This is a genomic window from Nostoc sp. (assembly GCF_036916735.1).
Taxonomy (GTDB): domain Bacteria; phylum Cyanobacteriota; class Cyanobacteriia; order Cyanobacteriales; family Nostocaceae; genus Nostoc.
Genome location: NZ_JBALFV010000108.1, coordinates 223,154 through 244,946, shown reverse-complemented (window position 1 = coordinate 244,946; position 21,793 = coordinate 223,154). Strand labels below are relative to the sequence as shown.

Here is a 21,793-nt window from a genome sequence, read left to right as displayed (position 1 = left end):
AGAATATTATTAATCATTATCTTTATGTTAACCTCAGCTTATATGAACCCAGAAGATTTTATGCATTTAGCTTTGGCAGAAGCAAAAGAAGGAGATGCGCCTTATGGTGCTGTGATTGTTAAAGATAACGAAATCGTTGCCATAGCTCAGAACACTGTTAACAGAGACAACGAGCCATCAGCCCATGCTCAAATCAACGTTCTTCGTAGTTTAACAGCTAAACTTAAAAACCCTTCTTTTGAAAGTTATAGCATATATACAACTGGCGAACCTTGTCCGATGTGTGCAACTGCTTGTTTTGGAGTGGTGTAGCATAAATTGTATATGGTGCTTCAATTCAAGATTTAATCTCGTAAATCAATCACAAATTAATATATCTTGCGAAGAAGTGAGCGCTAAGTCATTTAGAAACATCAAAGTAACAAAAGGTATTTTAAAAAACGAATGTTTAAAATTATTGAGATGAACTTAAATATATTAATGTCCTAGACACTTACCGAAATGAAATATACGTTATTTAAAACCCTTGCATCAACTGAGCACTGCTACGTCTAGACATTCTTTTTTACTTTTATTTATATTAGTGGTCTGTCAAGTTTAAATTGATGAGTAAGCAAGCTTGTAGTAAGGACTTTAGTCCTTATTTTCTAATAAACGCAGATTTAATTAAGTACAAAACCTCACCCTTAACCTTACTAAGGAGAGGAAAGACTTTGACAAAAATCAAAGGTGGTGTGAGGTTAAAAACCATATTTGGATGTTATTTAATTCATATTCATAAGCACTAAAATGCTTACTACAAACCCTCAAAACTAGCTTGACAAACTGCTAGTACAGTGGGCGCAAAAATGCGAGATTTAATAACGCTACGAACTTGTGAAGTGCTGTACTAAGTATTTGTCTACAAAAGACCTTTTGTTTTAGTTAGCTTTGATGTTTAATTTAACCCAACTATCAATTACATCACAACCAGCTTTAGTTCTGTGAGGAGACGCTTGATTTCTAACATCAGTAATCCTTGCTTAACAGTCTCACTAGCTAACACGAGTAAAACTGCATCTTGGCCGCAGCTAGTGAGAATACTAAAGCCTTTGTCACCTTCAACATAAATACGGTCAACACTACCTCTAGATAGCTCAATCCCAATACGTTCGCCTAAAGAAAGCATGGAAGCAGACATTGCCGATACCCGTTCGTCGTCCATTCCACCAGGTAAGCTAGCCGCCAAAGGTAGACCGTCGGGAGTAACAAGTGCTGCTCCCTGAACGCCAATTGTACCAGTAACAAAGTTTTGTAAAATACTGCCAAGTTTATCTGTATTAATTGCCATTGAAGTATTCTCTGTTATTTTAATTTAGCTAAATCTGAGTTTGGGATTTCTTAAATCCTAAATTAAAAATTCATGTTTGATTGACTTAATATATCTGTTACTACAAAGGAGTAAATTCAAATACGTCGTGAGTGCCACCCCGAAGCACCGATTCGGTATGTACCCCTCTCAAGCGCTTGTCGAGTACTTGCTCCAAAGCTCCCCAAACCGCACCCATTGTAAATGTACACTTACGCTCTGAATTTGGCGCTTCACCCGAAGAACATATAGTTTCACTAGTGTAAACTTTAATTACATCACCATCAGTAATAATTTTCTCAATTATGCACAACCGTGTGCCTTCTTTACCCAAAGCTTGCCCCAATTTTTGTGCTGCATCGTCTAAGGAAATTGACGCTTCCACTAAACCCAAATCTTCGGCTAGTTTTTTACCCCGTGCGCGGCCTGCTGAGGTTAGGGCAATGGCTGTAGCTTTTTCTCCTAGTGTTTCTTCCATGCCTACAATGGCTGCTTTAAAACACTTAACACTATTAAAATCACCTAGTTCTTTTCGGAATAAATCTGGCATATTTTTTTAATAAATAAAGTATGGTAAACAATCTTTAAATCTTAGTAGCACATCCAACGAACCAAAGCCTGTTGCCTAGTAAGCACGAAGAGTTATTAAACCAAGGACTAAAGTTATTACTACAAAATTATTTACTTTGCATAGTTAACTTTATAGACATTAGTGAAACTTTAAATAGTTTTGTATCAATAAGTTTCGTTATTACTTTGATTATGCTTAAATAAATATTGATCCTAAACCGCATGATTACGGATATTTTTATTTTTTATAAATATTGACTCAGTAGATTTTGGGAGTTATCTTGTTGCAAGCTGAATATTTTGGACGAAAATATTAAAGTTATCATTTAGGGCAAAATAACTGACTTCATAATAATTAGTTGTAGCGGTTCTCGCTTAAGTAGGTACTTAACTCCTTTAACAACCCCCTAAAAAGAAGCGAGAAGCTTGTTGTGATGTACCTTACTTCGATAAAGATTATTTAACAAAGTTTAGGGGTTTAAGTAAAAACCAGCTATCAAGCAGCGCGAATTAAACGCCTAAATCTAAATCACTGCCACAAAACGTAATTGCTCTCTTCTCTACAATACAGTTTGCGAACGTAGCGAGGCGTAAAGCCTTTGGCATAGCTTCTCTACGAGAGGCTGCGCCAACGCTTAACACAATAGCGTCTTCAAGAGTTGCCCATTGTGAATTATTTTAATTAGGCTCATTTAAATAGAATAAATACGTATTTGCCCAAATCGCAGCTTGAGTGCGATCGCGCAAGTTTAATCTGTTTAAAATATTCGTAACATGATTTTTTACTGTTCCTTCAGAAATGTAGAGTTCCTGAGCAATTTCTCGGTTACTAGCACCTGTAGCTATTAACCGCAAAACCTCTTTTTCTCTAGGAGTAAGTTCAGCTAAAGTAGACGGTAGAGGCGGGGACTGGGTTGGTATACCATTAGAAAATTGAGTTAACAGCTTTTTAACTATACCTGGGCCTAATTGAGTATATCCTTTATAAACAGCACGAATAGCAACAGCTAATTCTTCTGAAGGTGTATCTTTCAATAAATAACCCATTGCTCCATTTTGCAACGCTGTTGACACATATTCATTATCATCAAAAGTCGTCAGCACTAAAATTTTAGTTTTGCCAAAGCGTTTTTGAATTTCTCGCGTCGCTGCAACTCCATCCATAATGGGCATTCTGATATCCAGCAATACTACATCTGGCTTAAATTCAGCAACTAAATTAATCGCCTGCTCACCATTTTCTGCTTCTCCCACTATCTCTAAATCTGGTTCTAATTCTAATAACGCTCTTAATCCTTGACGAATTAAACCTTGGTCATCTACCAGCAGCACTTTAATCATTATGTCAACCTCGTTAAGGGAATATTAACTGTAATTTTGCAACCAGAACCAGGAGCGCTATTAATATTAAACTCACCTCCAAGTGCTAAAGTGCGATCACGCATACTATGAAGTCCAAAACCTGTAGTATTTTGCCCTAAATCAAAACCTTTACCATTATCTTGAATTATCAATCGCAAATTGCCTTTAGTCGTAGCGAGTTCCAGTTTAACCTCTGTGGCATAAGCATATTTAGATATATTTGTCAAAGATTCTTGAGTAATCCGGTAAATAGCGGTATTTATTTCAGGTGGTAGAGGATATTGCAGGTTGATTTGAGAAATTGGTAAAATCCCATTTGAGCGATGAAAGTTTTCTGAAAGACTAGCGATCGCCCGTTCTAAAGATTGTTCTTGTAAGGGATTTAAACGCATAGTAGAAACAGATTCGCGGACATCTTTTAGCGCTTTTGAACCTAATTCCTTTGCTGTGGCTAGAAATGTTTCAGCCTTTCCTGGGTTAGATTGCCATAGTTTTAAAGCGGTTTCTAATTGCAGATTTAAAGCAGTTAGAGAATGTCCTAATGAATCATGGATTTCACGAGCAATACGGTTACGTTCTTCTAAAGTAGCTTGATTTTCAATTTGCATGGCATATTGACGCAGTTTTTCATTAGCGATCGCTAGCTTTTGTCGACTTTGACGTTCAGACAATACTGCATTCATCATCAACAAAACAAAAACCAAACTTAAGCCAAATACCAGTGACGAATTCAAAATCAAAAATCGATATCGCTCTTGTGCCTGTGGCGATGCTTGAAAATTGAATAACTGATATTTTAGTTGTGTAGTAACTAAAAATAAAGCAAATGACAAACTTGTAACGAACAAACGTCCATTTAACTGAAAAATCAAACAACTCCGAGTCACTAAAATTATGTACAGAAAGGGAAACAACCGAGCAAATCTCTCCCCAAAAAGCCCAATCATTAAAATCAATACAATTTCAATACATGTGTATATTACTTTAGTTGTCTGGTTTTTACTGGGCAATATTAAGCCCATCGCCGCAAAAATTATCAGACTATAAACTGATAGCTCTGGCAATATGCTACAAACTGACAAGTCTGGAAATGCACTACAAATTGATAGTTCTGGAGGCTTAGGACGAAAATGCCGTGACGGAGGTGGTATAACGGCTGTCAATGCCGTGATCGCCAGTAATGTCCACTCTAGATAAAGCAGAGACAAAAAAGGATGTTTCTTAATTTGAATTGGACGACTCATCAGCCGCTTTGCTCCAGTTATGAATGAGTTAGGAATTTATAAGTTAGGAATTAGGAGTTAGGATTTTTGGATATTGTAGCGGTAGCCTGTGCCATTTCAGATTTTCGTTGGACTTAATAATTAAAAGTAAGTACAGTGGATAGTATAAAAATTATGTAATTAGCTCAAAAAGTATTTATAAATTAATCATAATAAAATTTTTCATTTTTTCTAACTTCTAACTATTTATTGTCAATCATATTTGTCAAAATTCAATCATGACTAAAGTCATGGGTAAAACCATGACTTTCTCCTCATGTGATTACTAAAGATAAGTTTTTATGATAGTGGCATCCAACCAGGAAAAACCCACGAGATAAGTAATGAAACTCAAAGCATTATCGCTAGTCGCTGGAGCGATCGCCTTAACTTTAACTGCAACCTCTTTTGCTGTTGATGCCCAAACAGCCTCACCTTCACCCGTGTTACTTGCACAAACTCTACAAAAAGAAAGAGGCCCTTGGAAAGAATTAGGTCTAACAGATGCCCAAAAAACCCAAATTCAGGCAATTCGCCGCGATAGCCGCACCAAAATGGAGGCTGTTTTGACCCCTGAACAAAAAGCCAAGTTAGAGGCGGCGAAACAAGCACGTCGGGCTGAGTGGCAAGCGCGTAAGGCTCAGGGACAAACAGGTCAAGGTCAACGACAACCAGGACAGTATCATGGTCGCAAAAAAGGTGATTTTGCTGACTTAAATCTGAGTGAAATACAGAAAAACCAAATAAAACAAATTCGGCAGTCTGAAAAACAACAGATTCAAGCAGTGTTCACCCCAGAACAACGCCAAAAATTAGAGCAATTCCGTCAAAATCATCAACAAAGAAATCCCGGATAATTCCCAATATTTCAAAAAATACTCAATCAACTCTCACCTAGACCCAGATACTTGGCAACCAGAATTACTCTGGCACTTACCCTTGACTGATGTCCAGGCATTGTTTCCCATAGTCAAAAATTAATAGACTTCTTGCAGAAGATGCGGAAAGGGGATGAAATTTTTCCCTTTCCCTTTCCCTATTTATTCTCATGCCCAATTTAGTAGACTTTCAAGCTAGTTATGAGTTATGAGTTAATTCAAAACTCCTAGTTTGATTAAGATGTCTAAAGAATTCGCAATTGGTAGTAAAGTCCGGGTTGTGGCACTACCGCCCTACGTTAAAACTGCTGAACCCATGCCCATGCTGCGCCCCCCCGATGTAATTCACATTGGCGAAGAGGGTATAGTCATTGACCGCAGGCCCGGTGGATATTGGGGTATTCGCTTTACTAGGGGAGCCTTTCTCTTAGATAGCCAATACATCGAAAGCACAGATACCCCACCCGAATCTCATTTAGAGTGAGATTAGCAGCAACCAATAATTGTAAACTTGTGTAAAGTTGTAATTCTGGTTTGCACCATGATTTCCCGCCGCACTTTTTTAAGCATATTATTTGCCAGTTGTATTTCTCTGATCAACTGGCTGAATTTTACCCCTGCTGCTAACGCTCTTGGTGGTAAACTTCCTGCAATTAATCAACCCGCACCAGAGTTTACTTTGCCAACCAATACAGGTAATGGCAAAATTTCCCTCTCTGACTTGCGTGGTAAGTGGCTAGTCCTCTACTTTTATCCCAAAGACTTCACCTCTGGTTGTACTATAGAAGCTCGCCGTTTTCAGCAAGACTTACCCCAATACCTTGAAAAAAATGCTCAGATTATTGGCGTAAGTGCTGATGATGTTGATTCTCACACCGAATTTTGTGATTCAGAGGGACTAAAATTCCCACTGTTGGCAGACACTGATGGTTCAGTGAGTAAAGCTTACGGTTCGTGGCTTGGCTTCTTATCTATGCGCCACAGTTTTATCATCGATCCTCAGGGCGTTTTGCGCGAGACTTTTGTCAAAGTCAACCCAAACATTCATAGTTCAGAAGTGCTGGCACGATTAGAAAAATTACAGTCCACAGCTTCTTAAACGATTAGTCTAAGTTAGGGATTTGCCTCCTTGCCTGAAGCATCGTATTACAAACGCTCCCCTCCCCAAAGCATCGGGGAGGGGTTGGGGATGGAGTGTTAAGGACTCTTGCAAGAGGTCTAGTATTTAGGAGTTTGAGACTCAAGTACAGTACGAAGTTCTTGAGTAAGACAGTGAGGGGTTTGAATCCCCTACCGTCTTGTTCTGACGCCTTGGCAAAGCGTCTTCGGAATTCTTCAACTGGCGGTAAGCCAGGGATATCATAGCAGTAGAATAAGTTAGTTCTGCGCTTTGGCAATTGATATCAATTGTTCGTAATCCTTTGGTGTATCAATATCGATATACCCTAATGGAAACGGAATAGAAAACACTTCATTGAGGTTTTTGTTAATAACTCTTTTTGCTCCTGAAGTTTCTTTCAGAGCAGCAAGTTCTGAAAAAAATTTCTGACTAAATAGAGCAGGTACACCTAATGTTCCCGCATATTCACAAGCTATAATCGGTTTTTTTGTCGAATAATATGCATCAACAAGTTGATTAATAATTTGGTGAGAAACAAATGGCTGGTCGCAAAGTGTAATAACTACTGCTTCTATTTTTTGAGGAAGATTATTTAACAATTCAATACCGATCTTGATTGAAGCACTCATTCCACAAGCCCAATCCAAGTTCTTAACTACTGTAACGGGAAGTTGCTTAAGTTGTGGATAAATCTGTTCTGCATTTGCTCCAAGTACTACTACCACAGGTTGACAAACTGAAGCGATCGCCATTTCTGTAATGTATTGCAAAAAACTACGTCCTTGGTAAAGCAATAGTTGTTTAGGTGTACCCATCCGAGTAGATGCACCAGCAGCAAGAATCATAATGGCTATAGTTGATTTTTCATTGTCTATTTGCTCAGTGTTAAATACCATAACAGATAAAAACTATGTGGGAAGTAGCAAGTTTGAGTTGCTTTCATAGGATTGGTGAATTGGTTGATTGCGATTTCTTAAAAAATTACCACTGCGATTTGTTAGGACTGCTTGAATTTCAGCAATAATGGCGATCGCTATTTCTTCAGGTGTATCTGCTCCGATATCAATCCCAATAGGCCCATGCAATCTTTTTAATTGTTCAGTACTATAAACTATTCCTTGCGAACGTAAATCTTCGAGCAATCTTTCAGTACGCGGCTTTGGACCTAAAACCCCTATGTAGCGTGCAGAAGATGGCAGCAACATTTTCAAAATTTCTAGATCGTCAAGGTAATTATGCGTCATTACTACAGCAATTGTATAAGAATCTATAAATATCTGTTTTTGTACAATTTCTCGCCGAGTAAGAATCACATCACAAGGCATAGTAAATCGCGCTTTAGTTGCCTCATTAGCTCGACAATCGACTACAGTAACGTCCCAACCTAATGATTGAGCAAACTGTGCTACAGGTACAGCATCATAACCTGCACCAAATATTACTAAAGGTGTAGGTGGTTGGATGACTTCAATGAAAACTTCTACACTACCTAAAGGTAACTGATAGTTATTTACTCTTGACTTTTGATTAGCAAAAGCTGCTTGAGTATCTGCAAGCAGAGATTGAATTAAATTTGGCTCTTTGATGTCAGTGATAATTTTACCATCTGGATACAGCAGTAAGCGCGACCCAAGTTTGACCTTTACTGCGCCTTCAAAAGCAAAGACTGTAGCAATAATACCCAAATGTTTTTTATTAAAGCACTCCTGTGTAAAAGCGATCGCATTCGGCGTGTTTTCTCTCTCAAGACGTTCGATGAGAACTTGCACTATCCCATTGCATCCCAGACCAAAGCCCCAAAGAATATCTTCAGAAGCAGTGTTATCGTAAGTAACAACAATTGGTTCGCCGTCTGACATTCGCTGTTGAGTATGCTCAAATACGTCGTTCTCCAAACAACCAGCGCTGATTGTTCCGATCATCTCACCTGTATTTGTCATCAACATTTTGGCACCTGGTCGGCGATAGGTTGAACCTTGAGTTTTGACTACAGTGGCAAGGAAAGTGATTTTACCATTTTTTTGACTTGACTCGAAGCCTTCTAAAATTGCTTGTAATTCGTTCATTTGATTGCTGATTTTTCTGTTTTTAGCAGTTTATAAACTTAAGTAGGCAGTCTTCATGAAAACAATGTGATGACTGTGCCATTGTATATTGCAGCCAATGTCAAACACTCCTTCGATTTGCTGCCCATCAAAGATTACAGTATATATTTTATATTCAACTGCCTTGTTTACCGCCGCAGGCATCGCAGTGTTCTGCTATCCAAGATAAGCGAAAACACCACTGAAATCATGCGCCGCAAGATAGTTGCTAACTTTAATTATTTATATATCATAATAGTTAGCACGAAATACTGATTTTTTATAACTTACAGTTTTGGCAAACTACTTTAAACTTATACAAAATTCTTAATTTGAGACTCTTTATTTTCATCAACAGTCTATTATATTTAGTTAAAATATCTATCTACAGGCTGAATTTAGTTTGAACAAAAACCAGGCATAAATACAAATTCAACCGCGATACTATTTTTTGTGGTTAATAGCTGAATCACCCTATAAAAACACAGAATTTTATGTTATCATTTGTGCCGCAGGAAATGAAAGACCCTGCTCCTTACCATCTATTGACAAGCATCGTTGCTCCTCGCCCAATTGCCTGGGTATCTACAATTAGTGCCTCTGGAATTTCCAATCTCGCCCCGTATTCCTTTTTCAATGCAGTAGCAGGTTTTCCACCAACTATTATGTTCTCAGTCGCATATCGTAGACATGAGCCAAAAGAAAAAGACACGTTACGCAATATTCATGAAGTTGATGAATTTGTGTGTCATGTGGTGGATGAAACACTGTCTCAGGCAATGGTTCAAACAGGAACAGAATTTCCTTATGGAGTTAATGAGTTTGAAAAAGCAAACTTAAAAGCTATTCCTGCTACAGATGTCCGACCGTTGCGGATTGAAAACTCACCAGTGGCAATGGAGTGTAAAGTCACACAAATAGTTCCAGTGGAAGGAACCAATAATGTGATGGTATTGGGTCGGGTGTTAAGATTTCATGTGCGTGAAGACCTATACCGCCAAAATTTGGGGTTAGTTGATACTGTAAGGATGCAGCCGATTACGCGCTTAGGTGGGCCAGCTGAGTATACAAAGATTGGGCAACTATTTGAGATGACAACTCCAAAGGTATGATCAGATGTTAATTGACAGGGGTTGTGCGTAGGTTTGTTGTAGCTTATAAAATTCACCCTTGACTCATTTTCAGTCTTTTCTAATACCAATTTGAAAAAAGAATGCGACAGATGCATAGGGACATACCTTTGTTCTGTCTGGCTTTCTTAATTTTGAATGTGTGAATTTTGAATTTTGAATTGGTATAAGGTTGTGCTTTCTGGGATTAGTGAGCATAAATCATGTGAGAAATAACCGGGGGTTTATCGCCTTGATGAAAGGCAAAAACCCTTTCACGAATCTCTCGATCTTCTACTGTAAACCGTTCATGCTGACGTAAATGATCCACCCAAGACTCGGCGATAAACGTCTCTAAATAACGATTTGGTACTGCTGTATCATGAAAGATACCCCAGCGAATCGCACCATCTCGTAGCCGCACCACTCGCAGGGCATTAATTGCCGCAATGAATTCCTTTGCTTGATCTGGGTCAATATAATATTCAAGTGTGACTAAAACCGGCCCTTCTTCTGGTTGTAATTCAATTACTACTAGCGGTTCCGCCCGCCGTAGTGCTGGGCCTAAATCCAGTTTTCCTGATAGTAAGCGATAACGCCGCGCTGTGAAGGTTCCCCCTACTAAGCCGATCGCAGCAAGGAATAAGGCAGTCCGCATACCCCAATGTTGTGCTGCTGCACCCCAAACAATACTACCAATTGCTGAACCTCCTTGAAATACCATCTGATAAGTTCCTAGCGCCCGCGCCTGCACCCAAGCCGGAACCGCAAGCTGCACTGTAATATTCAAGCTAGATGTCATACTTGTCCAGGCAATTCCAGCTGCCAGTAAAGCCAGCAACACCAAAGGTACGTTGTGAATGAATGCCAGAATTAATGTCGCAACCGCAAACACCAGAGTTCCGGCAATCACAACTCCATCGGCTGTGAGATGTTGACGCACTCGTGGCATCAAAATTGCACCAAGAATCGCCCCAAATCCAAAGCAACCGAGTAGTAAACCATACCCACCTGCTCCTTGTTGCAAATCCTGTTGTGCTACCAAAGGCAACAATGCTAACAAAGCACTGGTGCAACTGGTTAAAACAATGGCTCGAATTAACACGGCTTGCAGGGCGGGAGAAAAACGGACATAGCGAATACCAGCCCGCATAGAACCCAATACTCGCTCTGCGGGTAGGGCGCTTTTATAAAGCGGTTGGCGCTGCCAACGATAAAGGATGAAAATCACTCCGATAAAGGAAAGGGCATTAATTAAAAAGACGACTCCCGCATTTGCCGCCACCAGTATAAAACCTGCGATCGCAGGCCCAACTGCTCGGGCAATGTTAAACCCAGCACTATTTAAAGCGATCGCTGCCATGAGTTCCGATCGCGGTACTAATTCTGGTACAATTGCCTGCCAAGCTGGGCCATTCATTGCCGCTCCCAAATTGAGCAAAAACGTCAACGCCAACAGTGACCACGGTGTAATCGTACCTGCAAAAATCAATCCACTCAATATGAGGGCAGCAACCAGCATCCAGACTTGCCAAAACAGCAGTAACCGACGGCGATCAAAAATATCTGCCGTTGCTCCGGCTGGTAATCCTAACAGCAGCACTGGCAAAGTTGCGGCTGTTTGCATCAGTGCCACCAACAAAGGAGAGGTGGTGAGAGAAGTCATTAACCAAGCTCCCGCTGTGTCCTCCATCCAACCGCCAATGTTGGAGACAATTGAGGCAATCCAGCGATCGCGAAACAAAGATTTACGGAGCGGACTCCAAGCAGAGGTTGTCAAAGTAATTCGTAATTGATAATTCGTAATTCGTAGTTGCAATCAGTTCAGGATTATACCTTCCACTGATTTTAAACCACCAAAATCTCTGATTTGGCGGGGGCTATGACACCAAGTAATTACAAATTACGAATTACGAATTACGAATTAGTAATTATTTGGTCATAACTGCGCTATGCACATATTACTTCAGCATTCGAGGAGCGGGGCCACGAGTGGTATCCAATCCTGACACACGAGGTAAGGTAATTGTCTTGCCTGTTTGTGCTGCTTCGTAAATCAACGCGATCAGTTTTTGGTCTTGCAAACCTTCTTCACCAGGGGTATGGGGTTGCTTATTTTGAATCACACAATCCGCCATGTGATCAATTTCTAAAGCGAACTGGTTCTTCTCACCTATTCGCACTTCACTAATGTTTTCTGCCATGCTGTTCGTTGGTGATTTGCGCGAAATCATCATCCGCAAACCGTTGTAGGAGAACGCCGGATCGAGTTGTCCCCAGGCATCAGAGCCGAAGACGCGAAACCGCCGCGCTTCGTGAAAGCCGTAGCTGGTGGAGCAAATTCCTAGTATCCCACTGGGAAACCGCAATTGGAAGGTAACACTTTCTTCTACTTCTTTAAAGCGCGGATCGCCAGGAGTGCTGAAGATTTGGGCGCTAATTGCGATGGGTTCTTCTCCAGTCAAATAGCGAGTTGCATTCAAGCAATAAACTCCCACATCTGGTAAAGAGCCACCTCCAGCTAAGGCACGTTTCAACCGCCACTGATTTAAGTCACCTCCTTGGTTTTGGCCGTTATCTGCCTGAATCACCTTTACAGTTCCTAATTCTTTGCTGCGGATTATCTGAATCATGGCGCGATGGTGCGGCTCATATTGGCAGCGATAAGCAATCATCAGCTTGCGATTGGCTTGTTTGCACGCATCGATCATCTGTTGAGCATCTTCAACTGTGGTTGCCATCGGCTTCTCACACAGAATGTGCTTTCCGGCTTTAGCACCACGCACCGTATATTCTCGGTGCATACTGTTGGGCAGTACGATGTAAATTACATCAACGTCTGGATTGTTACGGAGATTATCGTAATTCTGATAATTGTAAACGTTCTGCGATTTGATACCATACTGCTGGGCAACTTGATTGGCTTTAGCAGCATCGCCACTAACTAATGCAGTTGGCTTTGCTAGTTTACATTCTGCAAACGCAGGCATGATTTCTTCTAATGCCAGTCTTCCAAGTCCAACGATCGCAAATCCCAAGCGTCGCTCTGGGGACAATGCAGTCGGTGGCCCCCCTGTCTCAACTTCAGTCTTTTCCGAGATGGGCGGAAACTGAATTTGAGGCGGCAGAGTTCCTCCATGTGGGGTGGCTTCCTGAGTCGGCTGCTGGGCAGCAACCTGTTCACTCATACTACCAATTGCAGTAGCTGAAATGGCTCCTAACCCAGCAGTAGTCATAATCTGACGACGAGAAAATTTTCCTTTAAACAATTTAGCCATCGTAGTTTTTTAAAATTATCCTTTAAACAATTTAGATATTGTGGTTCCTTAATGATGAAATTTTGGACTTAGTACAGCATTTGATTAATTTGTTGTAGCGAATTAAATAAAGGCAATACTCTGCAATGCTAATGCATTGGCTGACAATGCCAATGTATCGGTTGACAATCCTAATGCGTCGGCAAACAATGCTAATGCATCGGCAAACAATGCCAATGCATCGGTTGACAATCCTAATGCGTCGGCTGACAATCCTAATGCGTTCCCTGCAATTAAAACACTACGCGAAGTTTGCTTATTTGCAACGAACACATCAGAAGGATTTAAAGGAGAGGTAGCGCTATTGGTTGAATTTGCAAACAGAACAAAGAAATACTCAACTAAATTGTATTACCTTACGGGGTACTGGTTGGAGTTGTGGTGCCAGTTGAACTTGCATGATTAATAAGGTAACTAACCTGTTGCAGGTGTTTTTGGATGGTTGGTAGCGTTTGAGCCGCAAATGCTTTCACATCTGGATCTTGTCCCTGTTGAGCTTCAGTTTGAAAGGCGGAGACATCATTTTGATGATCTTTAAGCATCTGATTCAAATATTCGCGGTTAAAGGCAGCACCAGAAAGTTCGGATAAACTTTGCTTGACTTGCTGATTTGTCGTGTCGAGACTAGTTGGCAGCGTTACACCTTTTTTAGCCGCCAACTGTTTAAGTTGATTGTTCACCGGGGTGTGATCTTTAACCATGCGCTGTCCATACCGTTTTACCGCTTTGCTAGTTCCGCGTTTTGATGCTAGTTCTCCTAGTTGGACTTCTGTTAAACCACCTTGAGCAGCTTTAGTCATAAACTCTCTGTCTGAAGAACTGAGGCTATTTTGCCCTGATGTATTTGATGATGTAGTTGGTGATGCAGTTGGTGATGTAGTTGGTGATGTAGTTGGTGATGTAGTTGGTGATGCAGTTGGGGATATAGTTGCAGATGGAGTTTCTGTCGTTCGCACAGATTGAGCAGATGGAACTTCCGATGTAGTTTGGTCATGAGGAGTAGTTGGTGTGCAACCACTTGCCAAAGATAAGGCGATCGCCACTAGACCACTAGAGAAAATTTTAAAGTTAGACATAATCAATGTTCTCCTTGGATAAAACTGTATCTGGTAACGCAGAATTAGAAATGAGTGTGATTATCAAAAGGGTAATGGCAAAGCCAGTCGTACAGTGACATTAAGGCTTTGAGGATAAATACATCTTCCAGTCGATAGACTCAACAGCAATAAACACTTATATAGAAGTGAATCCACTGGCTTTTTTGAAAATGCATTGAGTTAAGTGACACAAGAATTTCTTTTGAGAGGATGTGTATAACTTACACCTGCAAAATTGCCATCACTGTTGACGTAAATAAAACAGTTAATAGTATTAATATTTACCCCAGCCAAGCTGGATTCATGGCTGTACTATCATTTTGGGTTGTGGTCTTATATCGTTCGTATTGCCCTTTAGCTGCTGCTTCACGGGTACGCGCTAACAGTGCTGCCACTCGTGCCCGATCCATTGGCTCAAACGTGCGGACTGCCTCAAAGGCTTGGTCTAAAATTCTCATGCTATCGATGCCCGTAATTACGACTGAGGTAGGCAAATTCATTGCGTAGTGCAGACACTCAATCGCACTAACCGTGTTGCTTCTAAGAATGTAGGACTCTCCAATTGATTTCATTCCCAGCACACCAATGTTGTTTTTTACCAACACAGGTAGAACCTGATTTTCAAAACTTCTGAAATGGGCATCCATAACATTTAATGGCATCTGCACAGTGTCGAAGCGGAAACCATTTTGTGCAGCAGTTTCCAGCATCTGGAGATGAATCAGGGGATTCTTATGTCCTGTAAAACCAATATAGCGAATTTTGCCCGCTTTCTGCGCCTCAACGACTGCCTCCATTGAGCCGCCAGGAGCAAAGACGCGATCAGGGTCTTCAAAGCGCAGTATTTCATGATGCTGCACTAAGTCAATGTGATCGACCTGCAAATCTTTGAGCGATTCATCAATCTGCATTTGGGCAGCAGCTTTGGTGCGACCATCGATTTTCGTCATTAAGAAGACCTTTTGACGATAACCATTTTTAAGAGCATTTCCCATCCAACGGTGGCTACGTCCGTTGTTATAGTCCCAAGAGTTATCCATAAAGTTAATGCCACGATCAATGGCACTACGGATTAACTTGATACTTTCTTGCTCTTCTTCAATTTTTCCAATGTGATATCCCCCCAAGCCAATCACAGATACTTGTTCTTTGGTGCGTCCAAGGGTACGATATAACATCTCGCCACGTCGAGTTGAAGCGGATGATTTTTGGGCTAGCAGTTGAGTATTTTCATCAACGGGTTTTGTTTGAGCGAGGAGCGGTTGCAAAAATCCTTCTGAAACCGCAAGTCCTGCTGCAACTAATCCCGAAGCAGAAGCAGTTTTTAACAAGCTGCGTCTACTGATTTCCATAATTTTCTCCTACAAGCAAAAATAGGAATAGAGCCGTATAGTATCACGGCAATCTGGCGCAGAAACTCTAACTAAAGTGTGTTTTGAAACATATTCCCCAAGATGTATTCACAATGTAAGTCCTGGCATTATGAATGCATTGACTTGCATCTCTCTAAAAAATGCGTCGTTAGTATGTTGCCCGTGTCTTCAGCGTGCTGCAAGGAACTTATCATAGTCGCCAAGACAAAAAGAGTACTTGATCAAGGACTAGGCAAAGTATATCGTTACTCTTAGTAGTATATGAATGGATTTTCTTGTCAGCATTATTTAGAAGTTCGATCCATGAGTGATTCCCAAAAGCACACTGCTCTTATTGATCGCGCCTACACCGAAAACTGGAAAGCGCTTGACCTATTGGGGAAGGAACTTGCAGAAGTCCCACCAGAGATTGGGCGGTTGACCCAATTAGAAACGCTTGACCTCTCTTTCAACCCAATTCGATTGATTCCAGAGGCAATCACACAACTCACTAATCTCACAACGCTTCGTGTCGATAGTTGCGATATCGAAATTGTGCCGGATGCGATCGCACAACTCACTAATCTCACAAGGCTTTCCCTCTCTGACAACCAAATCGCCGTTGTACCGGATGCAATTGCACAACTCACTAATCTTACGACGCTTCGCCTCTTTGAAAACCAAATCGCCGTTGTACCGGATGCAATTGCACAACTCACCAATCTCACAGAGCTTGTCCTCTATGCTAACCAAATCGCCGTTGTGCCGGATGCGATTGCACAGCTCACTAATCTCACAAAGCTCCACCTCTCTAGCAACCAAATTGCCTTTATGCCGGACGCGATCGCACAACTCACTAATCTCACAAGGCTTTACCTCTCTGGCAACCAATTCGCCGTTGTGCCAGATGCGATCACACAACTCACTAATCTCACAGAGCTTGTCCTCTCTTATAATCAAATAGCAGTTGTGCCGGACATGATCTCACAACTCATTCATCTCACAAGACTCGACCTCAGTAACAACCAAATCGCTGTTGTGCCGGATGCAATTGCACAACTTACTCATCTTACAAGGCTTGACCTCAATAACAACCAAATCGCAATTGTGCCGGATGCGATCACACAACTCACCCATCTCACAACGCTTGTCCTAAAAAATAACCCCATTCAAAATCTGTCGCCTGAAATTATTCGTAAAGGCTGGGGTAAGTATGAATGGCAAGACGGAGAACCCCAGGTAATTTTCGCCCATCTTAAACCTGTTTAGATATGTTGCGAAACGCCCCTTGAACGAATTAGAATGTCGCTGAATAGTTCTTGCCCAAAGCGCAAAACTGGCTGGGTAAAACACCAAATAGGATTGTGCGTAACACTTCAGCTTTGGAGTGCTATAAATTTTAATGCTCTTGGTGGTTTAAACTGACTTTTCACTGCATCTGGAAAACCTCTCTTTAAATCTCTCTCTTTTTAGGAGAGAGACTTTGAATTTCCCTTTTCCTGCATCGGGAAGGGGGTTAGGGGGTTAGGTTTTTGATGGACTTTTCCATATAACGTAAAAAAGTCAGATGGTTTAAAACTGATTCAAATGTGAGTGCAAGCCGATGCATTCACAATGCAAGCCGATGTATTCGCAATGCAAGTCGATGTATTCACAACGCAAGTCGATGCATTCACAATGCAAGTCGATGCATTCACAATGCAAGTCGATGCATTCACAATGCAAGTCAATGCATTGCAAAAGCTTACCCTTGTTTTAAGCTTGCCCGATTTAAAAACTTTCTTTTACTGATAGTTTTTTTGTTGTAATGGGTACATTAAATATACACTAGACCACTGTATACATCTATGACTATCCAAGATACAACACGCCGTTTACGCCCTCAAACCATCAGTCAAGATATTGACTCATTCCACGGTTGGCAAACTGTCAGCACGTACAACACAACTCGTGCTGATGCCTCAGTTGCAAAGTTACAAGAAGTTTATCAGGCAATGTTGATTTCTCAACAAACCGAAACTGAGAAACAAGCTTTATACCGTGCTGCTTCTGATGCTGCCCGATTAGCAGAGTGGGAATTTCATAATGCTGTATTAGCGATGAAAGAAGTTGTGCGTGGGCAATATGGTTCAGACAGCGATCAAGCTCAAGCGGTGGGACTGAAGAAAAAATCAGACCGCAAGCGTCCTTCCCGCAAAAAGCCAGTTGCGATCGCCAGTTAATCAACTTGATTGAGTTTAGGAATTAGCGATCGCTAATCGGATGATTGAGTTTTCATCGTTTCGGCGTTGCAGTTTATTAGAGATGCGATCGCGCTAAGTTAAAGATCCACCCTAGTAAATATCTTTTAACTTCGGACTGGGGGCTTGCATCCGTGCTGCAACGCCCTTGTTAGCTTGCAATTGACTTCTTATTGTTCAATCCGATCAATCCACTTTGCTATTTTATGTCTAGTCAAAGATGATTTTGGCTCAAAAGCACATTGAGTCCAAAAAGTCTTCTAATGCATACAAATCTACCGAATCGAGGTCTTTGGGATGGATGACTACTGTTAATTTCTTTGTCACAAAGTCTTTCTTTGACGCAGCAATGAAGGAAATAACAATCAGTTTCGTTAAAGTCATGCGGGGAAGATTCGTCCGAGCAAGATCGGAACCAATTATCGGGATAGTAACCTCTAATCCATGACCTTTTAGCCGCACCTTTTCCCAAAGGCAACTTAACGAATACCAGATATCATCAGCAGTTGCTTTGACTTTCAAATCATTCCCCATAAAACCATAGGCATTTAAGAAGAATTGTCTATCTGGCCCCAACACAAGAGTTGTACCGATTGGATATCGCCAAAATTTTCCCTTTTTTTTATTCGCTTCCCTCTTTTTGTCGGCCTTGAAAGGCTCTAAAGCAATATCGATCTCAGCATCCAAGCGTTTTTGGTCGCCATGATACACTCCCGTGAGGAATTGCCCTTGGACACTTGAGGGTTTGATGACCTCCCCCAATTCCGTATCGAAAACATCGTTAGCCCCGATTACTAAGTGCCCAGGTTCATCAAAAAGGTCGCCTATTTTAATCTCTATCGTGGCATTGGGTGAAGACATTAGAATTCGCCTCGAATATAAAGCTACTATTCTGCGATCGCTGAATTGGTTTAAGCGTAATGTTAAAGCTGGTTTTCCCCGCCAAGGACTCAGATAACACAGATGAAACTTCCATAATGCCAGCATCGTGCTGATCAGCATAAGTAATCTGCTTTTTATTGTGGAACTCTCCTGGATGAAGAAACTTCAACTCAGCAATCTGTTCCATATTCTTTGGTGACAGTCGAAGAATGATGCTTCGATCTGGTTGAGTAGCACTCGATTTAGTTTGGAAAAATTTATCATTCAGCATGACCCAATCTCCTGAGTTTTTCACAGTTCCAGTGCTTCGGGAAGTGCTGCTTTTTGAGGCAGGAGTTTTTCCAGGTGTTGCAGATGTGTTATTTGCTGATGTTATTTTCTTGCGATCGCTAGCTACAGGCGAAGATTCAGATTCTGTACTGCTTCATACTCTCGCTTCTGCAACACTGTAACTCTTATTAGATAGATCGGCAGGCAGTTGTTTATCTCTTAAATTACAGCAGATGTACAGTCATTCCATGCCCGTTAATGTACTTGACACCACTTTGCGCGGCGCTAAAAAGCCAAGGACAATTGTTACCAAAAACAATGCTGGAACATCACCAAACAGGTGTCCATGTTCCGCAGGGTCAATTACTGCATGTACCGCCATGATCAGCCCGTGGACTAAACTTGACCAGACAGTGAACCAGATTAAACTGAGGTAAGCTTCTGGTTGCCTTGAAGCTAACAGCAAAAATATACCAAGCGTTGCATAAACACCAATAATCATCTGTTCGTATTCGTGCTGGCCTGGTTGCCACAACCAGCCTGATGCCCAGACCTGAGTTAGCGGATAGATAAGTAGAAAAGCTATTCCAATAATAACCAGAGCGATTCGTAAATACCGATCACGCCCATCCATTACTTTAACCTCCGCTATTTTCCACTGTAGTCTCTACAAACAAAACTGTATAATTTTGTGATTGTATTCCCACTAATGACACTTGAGCTTTGGAGTGTTATAAATTTTAATGCTCTTGGTGGTTTAAAACTGATTTAACTGTGAATGCAAGTCGATCCATTCGCAATGCAAGTCAATGCATTCACAATGCAAGTCGATGCATTCGCAATGCAAGTCAATGCATTCACAATGCAAGCCGATACATTCGCAATGCAAGTCGATGCATTCACAATGTAAGTCGATGCATTCACAATTCTGACTTTGTTTCACTGTTTACTTTGCGGCTTGGTGTTTGCGCCGACGCATGTAGGCAGAAGCGACACCTGCAAGCGCTAGACCTGCAATTGTCGTCGGTTCAGGAACAGTAGCCGTGTTCGTTTCATTTGCGGTAGATAATCTCAAGCTAAAATCGACAGGCGAACCATCGCTGACCGTGCGCTGAATGCGGAACACTTCACCAGGGTTGACGCGCGCGCCTGTAAATGTTGCAACGGAGTTGTTTTCAGATAGCGTCACCTTGTAAAGGTTTGAAGTAACAGTGCCAAACTGAGCATCAGGGCTTAACAGACGATAGACAATATCACCGACAGAGACATCCAAGTTATTCAAGTTATTGTTAATTCTTAGTGCAGGCCCCGATCCCGTCGTCAGAGTAGGACTAACATATGGCAGGGACGTAGCTCCTAGCTGGGTGAAAGTGAAGACTGGTTCACCGGAGGGAGGCGCTGAGAAAACGTCTAAGGCTTGATTGACGAGCGAGACTGCTTGTGCAGCCGTTGCAGTGATAGCTAAGGTAGCTAGTGCTACAATAGTCGAGAGTGCGAACTTTTCTGTTTTCACGATGTTTGAATAGACTCCTAATTAGAACTACAATCATCAAAGCTAGCCAATTGAACTTGAAGATGCACAGGATGGAAGGCAGGGATTTAATTGGCGGTCATCAGCACAAAATTTGCTACTCAACGCAGCTGGAAAACTGAGCCATCGCTTAAGAAAACCAAATTGATTTTCTAGAGATAACTAGATATCTATGGTTTTCCTACTGATTTACTCTCACCGCAGCATCCTTAAAAATCACTAGTATCATAATAGATTCACTAAGCTTTTTATTGTCTTCTTTACTGCTTCACAAAAACTTTAAAGTAGTCGATTGCCCTCTTAAGTCACCTTCAGTAGACCGAAAAATGAGTGCGATCGCTAATCGTGTGATTGAGTTTTCATCGTTAGGGCGATCGCGCGATTCCTTAAAGCTCAATGGCAGCAATTAATCTCTTATTTCATATCTTGCATTTGCTGATTGCTCGGACGCTCCAACTCCAAATCTTCCCAAGAAACTGGATCTTCTACAGGTTCCAGGTGAGTTGTAACGTGAGTTGAAGGTAGCGCCCGAAGAATAGCAAGCTCAATTCCCTCGCATAAATCATGCCCTTGTTGCACTGTCCAAGCTCCAGGCACAAGAACATGAAAGGAAACAAAGCGACGGGTTCCAGCAGTGCGGGTTCGCAAGGCATGGAACTGGATGTCTTGATGTTTGTACTCGTTAAGGATGCTCTTGATTGCGTCAATTTCTTTTTTAGGTAAAGCTGCATCCAGTAGTGCGCTACTGGTTTCCCGCAGCAAACGAAATCCTGTCCAAGTAATATTTGCTGCTACTATCAGGGCGACAATTGGATCGAGCACGAGAGCGCCTGTTACTTTGACAAGGAAGATTCCAACTACCACACCACCCGAAGTCACCACATCGGTAAACAGGTGGTGAGCATCAGCCCTCAGTGTAATGGAACGCAACCGTCGCCCTGCCCCTAGCAAGATAAAGGCAACAACGCCGTTGATTGCGGTTGCAAATAGGGAGAGTGCTAACCCCAATCCAAGCTGTGTTAACGGTTCTGGATGCAACAACCTTCCCCAAGCTTCAACAGCAATGCTGATGGCTGCAACTACAATCAACGCACCTTCTGCACCACTGGAGAAGTATTCAGCTTTAGAATGCCCAAAGGCGTGTTCGGTATCGGCTGGTTTAGCAGCATAAGTCAATGCCCACAGAGCGACCAATGCAGCTACGAGATTTACAATTGACTCAATAGCATCTGAAAGCAAACCTACTGACCCGGTTAGCAGGTAAGCGCCAAACTTTAGAGCAATAGTGACGATTGCTGCTGCAATCGACAAGAAAGCGTAGGAGCGGGCTGATCGACTACTCATCTCGGTCACGGATGTTACTACAGTGAT

General features: G+C 41.6%; 24 protein-coding genes and 1 pseudogene. 9 read left to right on the top strand and 16 right to left on the bottom strand.

The features are described 5' to 3' along the window. The first annotated feature begins 42 nt into the window (after window positions 1-42). A pseudogene (locus tag V7L20_RS27435) lies at window positions 43-466 on the top strand (nucleoside deaminase). Between the two features lie 492 nt (window positions 467-958). Here V7L20_RS27435 and V7L20_RS27430 read toward each other — a convergent pair. From V7L20_RS27430 to V7L20_RS27415, 4 genes are all read right to left on the bottom strand, one after another. After that, a complete protein-coding gene (locus tag V7L20_RS27430) occupies window positions 959-1,330 on the bottom strand; it encodes a roadblock/LC7 domain-containing protein (RefSeq protein WP_334747098.1) in 372 nt (123 codons plus the stop codon). A gap of 100 nt (window positions 1,331-1,430) precedes the next feature. After that, the gene (locus tag V7L20_RS27425) at window positions 1,431-1,898 is read right to left on the bottom strand and encodes a hydrocarbon-binding protein (RefSeq protein ID WP_334747097.1); all 468 of its coding nucleotides are present in this window, start codon (window positions 1,896-1,898) and stop codon (window positions 1,431-1,433) included. Window positions 1,899-2,596: 698 nt separating this feature from the next. Next, the gene (locus V7L20_RS27420) at window positions 2,597-3,259 is read right to left on the bottom strand and encodes a response regulator transcription factor (RefSeq protein ID WP_334747096.1); all 663 of its coding nucleotides are present in this window, start codon (window positions 3,257-3,259) and stop codon (window positions 2,597-2,599) included. Continuing rightward, a complete protein-coding gene (locus V7L20_RS27415; protein ID WP_334747095.1) occupies window positions 3,259-4,524 on the bottom strand; it encodes a sensor histidine kinase in 1,266 nt (421 codons plus the stop codon). The genes V7L20_RS27420 and V7L20_RS27415 overlap by 1 nt, the downstream gene beginning before the upstream one ends. Before the next feature lie 362 nt (window positions 4,525-4,886). On the opposite strand from V7L20_RS27415, the gene V7L20_RS27410 reads away from it, so the two are divergent. The 3 genes from V7L20_RS27410 (at window position 4,887) to V7L20_RS27400 (ending at window position 6,519) form a co-directional block, all read left to right on the top strand. After that, window positions 4,887-5,399 (top strand): Spy/CpxP family protein refolding chaperone, encoded by a 513-nt coding sequence (locus V7L20_RS27410; RefSeq protein WP_334747094.1) that lies wholly within the window; start codon window positions 4,887-4,889, stop codon window positions 5,397-5,399. A 262-nt stretch (window positions 5,400-5,661) separates the two neighbouring features. Beyond that, a complete protein-coding gene (gene sipA / locus V7L20_RS27405) occupies window positions 5,662-5,904 on the top strand; it encodes a regulatory protein SipA (protein WP_100900296.1) in 243 nt (80 codons plus the stop codon). A 57-nt stretch (window positions 5,905-5,961) separates the two neighbouring features. Then, the gene (locus V7L20_RS27400) at window positions 5,962-6,519 is read left to right on the top strand and encodes a peroxiredoxin (protein ID WP_334747093.1); all 558 of its coding nucleotides are present in this window, start codon (window positions 5,962-5,964) and stop codon (window positions 6,517-6,519) included. Window positions 6,520-6,797: 278 nt separating this feature from the next. Here the strand turns inward: V7L20_RS27400 and V7L20_RS27395 are convergent, their stop codons facing one another. Both V7L20_RS27395 and V7L20_RS27390 read right to left on the bottom strand, forming a co-directional pair. After that, window positions 6,798-7,436, bottom strand: a complete 639-nt coding sequence (locus tag V7L20_RS27395) for a nucleotidyltransferase family protein (RefSeq protein WP_334747092.1) — start codon at window positions 7,434-7,436, stop codon at window positions 6,798-6,800. 12 nt (window positions 7,437-7,448) lie between these two features. Further along, window positions 7,449-8,606, bottom strand: a complete 1,158-nt coding sequence (locus V7L20_RS27390) for an XdhC family protein (RefSeq protein ID WP_334747091.1) — start codon at window positions 8,604-8,606, stop codon at window positions 7,449-7,451. A 512-nt stretch (window positions 8,607-9,118) separates the two neighbouring features. On the opposite strand from V7L20_RS27390, the gene V7L20_RS27385 reads away from it, so the two are divergent. Then, window positions 9,119-9,736: a flavin reductase family protein gene (locus tag V7L20_RS27385; RefSeq protein ID WP_334747090.1), complete on the top strand. Its 618-nt coding sequence runs from the start codon at window positions 9,119-9,121 to the stop codon at window positions 9,734-9,736. 205 nt (window positions 9,737-9,941) lie between these two features. On the opposite strand, the gene V7L20_RS27380 is transcribed toward V7L20_RS27385, so the two are convergent. The 5 genes from V7L20_RS27380 to V7L20_RS27360 all read right to left on the bottom strand — a co-directional run bounded on the left by V7L20_RS27380 (window position 9,942) and on the right by V7L20_RS27360 (window position 15,499). After that, window positions 9,942-11,513, bottom strand: a complete 1,572-nt coding sequence (locus tag V7L20_RS27380; RefSeq protein WP_334747089.1) for an MFS transporter — start codon at window positions 11,511-11,513, stop codon at window positions 9,942-9,944. 181 nt (window positions 11,514-11,694) lie between these two features. Continuing rightward, the gene (locus V7L20_RS27375) at window positions 11,695-13,011 is read right to left on the bottom strand and encodes a Gfo/Idh/MocA family protein (RefSeq protein ID WP_334747088.1); all 1,317 of its coding nucleotides are present in this window, start codon (window positions 13,009-13,011) and stop codon (window positions 11,695-11,697) included. Between the two features lie 102 nt (window positions 13,012-13,113). Further along, window positions 13,114-13,323, bottom strand: a complete 210-nt coding sequence (locus V7L20_RS27370; RefSeq protein ID WP_334747087.1) for a hypothetical protein — start codon at window positions 13,321-13,323, stop codon at window positions 13,114-13,116. An 83-nt stretch (window positions 13,324-13,406) separates the two neighbouring features. Continuing rightward, window positions 13,407-14,126 (bottom strand): DUF4142 domain-containing protein, encoded by a 720-nt coding sequence (locus V7L20_RS27365; RefSeq protein ID WP_334747086.1) that lies wholly within the window; start codon window positions 14,124-14,126, stop codon window positions 13,407-13,409. A gap of 302 nt (window positions 14,127-14,428) precedes the next feature. Beyond that, window positions 14,429-15,499, bottom strand: a complete 1,071-nt coding sequence (locus V7L20_RS27360; protein ID WP_334747085.1) for an aldo/keto reductase — start codon at window positions 15,497-15,499, stop codon at window positions 14,429-14,431. 324 nt (window positions 15,500-15,823) lie between these two features. Here V7L20_RS27360 and V7L20_RS27355 point away from each other — a divergent pair, with 324 nt between their 5' ends. Beyond that, entirely contained in the window at window positions 15,824-16,768 is a 945-nt protein-coding gene (locus V7L20_RS27355; protein ID WP_334747084.1) for a leucine-rich repeat domain-containing protein, read from the top strand. A gap of 578 nt (window positions 16,769-17,346) precedes the next feature. After that, window positions 17,347-17,721: a hypothetical protein gene (locus V7L20_RS27350; RefSeq protein WP_334747083.1), complete on the top strand. Its 375-nt coding sequence runs from the start codon at window positions 17,347-17,349 to the stop codon at window positions 17,719-17,721. Window positions 17,722-17,970: 249 nt separating this feature from the next. On the opposite strand, the gene V7L20_RS27345 is transcribed toward V7L20_RS27350, so the two are convergent. After that, entirely contained in the window at window positions 17,971-18,600 is a 630-nt protein-coding gene (locus V7L20_RS27345; protein ID WP_334747082.1) for a macro domain-containing protein, read from the bottom strand. Further along, window positions 18,569-18,892: a hypothetical protein gene (locus V7L20_RS27340; protein WP_334747081.1), complete on the bottom strand. Its 324-nt coding sequence runs from the start codon at window positions 18,890-18,892 to the stop codon at window positions 18,569-18,571. Before V7L20_RS27340 ends, V7L20_RS27345 begins: the two co-directional genes overlap by 32 nt. Here V7L20_RS27340 and V7L20_RS27335 point away from each other — a divergent pair. Beyond that, window positions 18,891-19,073 carry a hypothetical protein gene (locus V7L20_RS27335; protein ID WP_334747080.1) on the top strand — a complete coding sequence of 61 codons (183 nt, stop codon included), beginning with the start codon at window positions 18,891-18,893 and terminating at the stop codon, window positions 19,071-19,073. The two genes, V7L20_RS27340 and V7L20_RS27335, sit on opposite strands and share 2 nt — an antisense overlap. Before the next feature lie 59 nt (window positions 19,074-19,132). On the opposite strand, the gene V7L20_RS27330 is transcribed toward V7L20_RS27335, so the two are convergent. Together V7L20_RS27330 and V7L20_RS27325 are read right to left on the bottom strand one after the other, a co-directional pair. Next, window positions 19,133-19,525 carry a DUF6632 domain-containing protein gene (locus V7L20_RS27330; protein WP_334747079.1) on the bottom strand — a complete coding sequence of 131 codons (393 nt, stop codon included), beginning with the start codon at window positions 19,523-19,525 and terminating at the stop codon, window positions 19,133-19,135. A 312-nt stretch (window positions 19,526-19,837) separates the two neighbouring features. Continuing rightward, on the bottom strand, window positions 19,838-20,173 hold the full coding sequence (locus V7L20_RS27325; RefSeq protein WP_334747078.1) for a PEP-CTERM sorting domain-containing protein: 336 nt from the start codon (window positions 20,171-20,173) through the stop codon (window positions 19,838-19,840). Window positions 20,174-20,673: 500 nt separating this feature from the next. Here V7L20_RS27325 and V7L20_RS27320 point away from each other — a divergent pair, with 500 nt between their 5' ends. Further along, window positions 20,674-20,832 (top strand): hypothetical protein, encoded by a 159-nt coding sequence (locus V7L20_RS27320; RefSeq protein ID WP_334747077.1) that lies wholly within the window; start codon window positions 20,674-20,676, stop codon window positions 20,830-20,832. A 4-nt stretch (window positions 20,833-20,836) separates the two neighbouring features. On the opposite strand, the gene V7L20_RS27315 is transcribed toward V7L20_RS27320, so the two are convergent. After that, entirely contained in the window at window positions 20,837-21,766 is a 930-nt protein-coding gene (locus V7L20_RS27315; protein ID WP_334747076.1) for a cation diffusion facilitator family transporter, read from the bottom strand. Between the last annotated feature and the right edge of the window lie 27 nt (window positions 21,767-21,793).

Coding starts and splice junctions, on each gene's coding strand:
- V7L20_RS27430 (WP_334747098.1), bottom strand. CDS start 1,330: ATGGCAATTAATACAGATAAACTTGGCAGTATTTTACAAAACTTTGTT.
- V7L20_RS27425 (WP_334747097.1), bottom strand. CDS start 1,898: ATGCCAGATTTATTCCGAAAAGAACTAGGTGATTTTAATAGTGTTAAG.
- V7L20_RS27420 (WP_334747096.1), bottom strand. CDS start 3,259: ATGATTAAAGTGCTGCTGGTAGATGACCAAGGTTTAATTCGTCAAGGA.
- V7L20_RS27415 (WP_334747095.1), bottom strand. CDS start 4,524: ATGAGTCGTCCAATTCAAATTAAGAAACATCCTTTTTTGTCTCTGCTT.
- V7L20_RS27410 (WP_334747094.1), top strand. CDS start 4,887: ATGAAACTCAAAGCATTATCGCTAGTCGCTGGAGCGATCGCCTTAACT.
- sipA (WP_100900296.1), top strand. CDS start 5,662: ATGTCTAAAGAATTCGCAATTGGTAGTAAAGTCCGGGTTGTGGCACTA.
- V7L20_RS27400 (WP_334747093.1), top strand. CDS start 5,962: ATGATTTCCCGCCGCACTTTTTTAAGCATATTATTTGCCAGTTGTATT.
- V7L20_RS27395 (WP_334747092.1), bottom strand. CDS start 7,436: ATGGTATTTAACACTGAGCAAATAGACAATGAAAAATCAACTATAGCC.
- V7L20_RS27390 (WP_334747091.1), bottom strand. CDS start 8,606: ATGAACGAATTACAAGCAATTTTAGAAGGCTTCGAGTCAAGTCAAAAA.
- V7L20_RS27385 (WP_334747090.1), top strand. CDS start 9,119: ATGTTATCATTTGTGCCGCAGGAAATGAAAGACCCTGCTCCTTACCAT.
- V7L20_RS27375 (WP_334747088.1), bottom strand. CDS start 13,011: ATGGCTAAATTGTTTAAAGGAAAATTTTCTCGTCGTCAGATTATGACT.
- V7L20_RS27365 (WP_334747086.1), bottom strand. CDS start 14,126: ATGTCTAACTTTAAAATTTTCTCTAGTGGTCTAGTGGCGATCGCCTTA.
- V7L20_RS27360 (WP_334747085.1), bottom strand. CDS start 15,499: ATGGAAATCAGTAGACGCAGCTTGTTAAAAACTGCTTCTGCTTCGGGA.
- V7L20_RS27355 (WP_334747084.1), top strand. CDS start 15,824: ATGAGTGATTCCCAAAAGCACACTGCTCTTATTGATCGCGCCTACACC.
- V7L20_RS27350 (WP_334747083.1), top strand. CDS start 17,347: ATGACTATCCAAGATACAACACGCCGTTTACGCCCTCAAACCATCAGT.
- V7L20_RS27345 (WP_334747082.1), bottom strand. CDS start 18,600: ATGTCTTCACCCAATGCCACGATAGAGATTAAAATAGGCGACCTTTTT.
- V7L20_RS27335 (WP_334747080.1), top strand. CDS start 18,891: ATGACCCAATCTCCTGAGTTTTTCACAGTTCCAGTGCTTCGGGAAGTG.
- V7L20_RS27340 (WP_334747081.1), bottom strand. CDS start 18,892: ATGCTGAATGATAAATTTTTCCAAACTAAATCGAGTGCTACTCAACCA.
- V7L20_RS27330 (WP_334747079.1), bottom strand. CDS start 19,525: ATGGATGGGCGTGATCGGTATTTACGAATCGCTCTGGTTATTATTGGA.
- V7L20_RS27315 (WP_334747076.1), bottom strand. CDS start 21,766: ATGAGTAGTCGATCAGCCCGCTCCTACGCTTTCTTGTCGATTGCAGCA.